This is a genomic window from Ideonella sp. B508-1, from assembly GCF_000333615.1.
GTDB lineage: Bacteria > Pseudomonadota > Gammaproteobacteria > Burkholderiales > Burkholderiaceae_C > Ideonella.
The window spans coordinates 1-1854 of the sequence record NZ_BADL01000590.1 but is presented as its reverse complement, the minus strand read 5'-3'; the positions used below and the strand labels follow the sequence as shown (position 1 = coordinate 1854).

Sequence of the window (1854 nt, the reverse complement as noted above, 5' to 3'; positions counted from 1 at the left end):
GCGGCGGCGAACTGGCCATCTGGTTGGCCTGGGCGGCGGCTTCGGTGCTCTGCGCCACGGTCTGGGTCAGCTGGCTGACCGAGCTGGCCGTCTCCTGCAGGTTGGAGGCGGTGGCCTCGGTGCGCTGACTCAGATCCTGGTTGCCGGTGGCGATCTCGCTGCTGGCGGTGGAGATGCTGTCGGCGCTGTGCCGCACCTCGCCCACCAGACCGCGCAGGGCGTCGGTCATGCGGGCCAGGGCGCGCTGCACGTCGCCGATCTCGTCCTGGCGGCCGGTGTCGATGCGCACACTCAGGTCGCCCTGGGCCACCCGGTCGGCCACGGCCACGGCCTGGCGCAGCGGCTCGAGCACCTTGCGCACCATGCTCCAGGTGGACAGGGCCAGCAGGGTGACGATGGAGAGCATCACACCGGCCACCAGAAAGACGGTGCGCATGCGCTGGCGGCCCACCTCGTCGCGCAGGGCCTCGGCCTGGGCCTCGGTGCGCTGGAAGAAGGCGCTCAGGCCGGCCACGTCCTGGGCCTGGGCCAGGGCAGCCTTTTCCTCGGGGGTGTCGAGCAGCGGCTCCAGCGCCTGGCGCAGTGTGGCCATGCGGTCGGTGGCACCGGCCTCCGCGGCGCTGAGCAGGCGCAGGCTGGCTTCCAGCTTGGCCTGCTGGTGGGTCTGGGCCTGCATCGACTCGGCCTGTGAGTGGCGCGTGCGCACCACCGACAGCGAGGTCATCACCAGGGTCATGCCCATCAGCACGACCACGGGCATCCACAGCCGGGCGGCAATCGACAGGGGTTTCATGCGATGCAGGGGGTTGAAAGGAAGAACGGCCGCAGCGCCAGAAGCGTCGCGGCCGGACGGCGGACAGCTCGACCTGAACTCAGGCGACGCTGTCGTCGATCAGGCCCATGTCGGCCGAGCTCATCAGGGCCTGGATGTCCATGAGGATCAGCATGCGCTCGCCCACGTTGGCGATGCCGGTGATGAAGGACATGTCCACCTGGGCGTTCATGCCCGGGGCCGGCTTGATGGTGTCGCCGCCCAGTTCCAGCACGTCGGACACGGAGTCCACCACGGCGCCGACCACGCGGCCCCTGATGTTCAGCACGATCACCACGGTGAAGGCGTTGAACTCGGCGGTTTCGCAGCCCAGCTTCACCCGCAGGTCGATGATCGGGACGATCACGCCACGCAGGTTCACCACACCCTTGAGGAACTCGGGGGAGTTGGCGATGCGGGTGGGCTGCTCGTAGGAGCGGATCTCCTGGACGCGCAGGATGTCGATGCCGTATTCCTCGCCGCCGAGGCGGAAGGTCAGGTATTCGCCGTGCGCGGCGCCGGGGGCGGCCGCAGCGCTGCTGGCGCGGGCCTGGGCGTCCTGGAGGGAGCGGGCCGCCTCGTGGCGGGCGACCTGGGCGGCGTCGGTGATCATGTCCATGGTGACTGTCCTTGGGTGGGTGCCCGCCGAGAGAAAGGCGGTTCCTAGGGTTTATCGGCAGGGTCAGGTGATCCTGAAGGGTAGCCCCTCTCAGGCGATACCCTGTTCGTGCTGGGAATCCAGCCGGAAAGTGGCCACCACGCCCGAGAGCTGGTGGGCCTGCTGCTTCAGGCTGTCGGCCGCGGCGGCGGATTGCTCCACCAGCGCGGCGTTCTGCTGGGTCATCTGGTCGAGTTCGCTGACCGCCGAGCCCAGTTCGCCGATGCCGCGGCTCTGCAGCCGGGTGGAATCGCTGATCTCCTCGATGATGCGGCTGACGTGCTGCACCGAGGTCACGATCTCGGTCATCGTCTGGCCGGCATCCCGGGCCTGGCGGGTGCCGTTCTCGATGCGGTCCACCGAGGCGCCGATCAGGCTCTTGATC

Annotated in this window: 3 protein-coding genes; all 3 read right to left on the bottom strand. The window is 69.1% G+C overall.

Annotation, left to right across the window (positions count from 1 at the left end):
* Positions 1-793 (bottom strand): methyl-accepting chemotaxis protein (locus tag I73_RS23485; RefSeq protein ID WP_148289902.1); only part of this gene is annotated, 793 nt, incomplete at its 3' end.
* A gap of 79 nt (positions 794-872) precedes the next feature.
* A complete protein-coding gene (locus I73_RS23480) occupies positions 873-1430 on the bottom strand; it encodes a chemotaxis protein CheW (protein WP_022982856.1) in 558 nt (185 codons plus the stop codon).
* Positions 1431-1520: 90 nt separating this feature from the next.
* Positions 1521-1854, bottom strand: a 334-nt coding sequence (locus I73_RS30210; RefSeq protein WP_040501394.1) for a methyl-accepting chemotaxis protein, incomplete at its 5' end; no start/stop codon positions are given.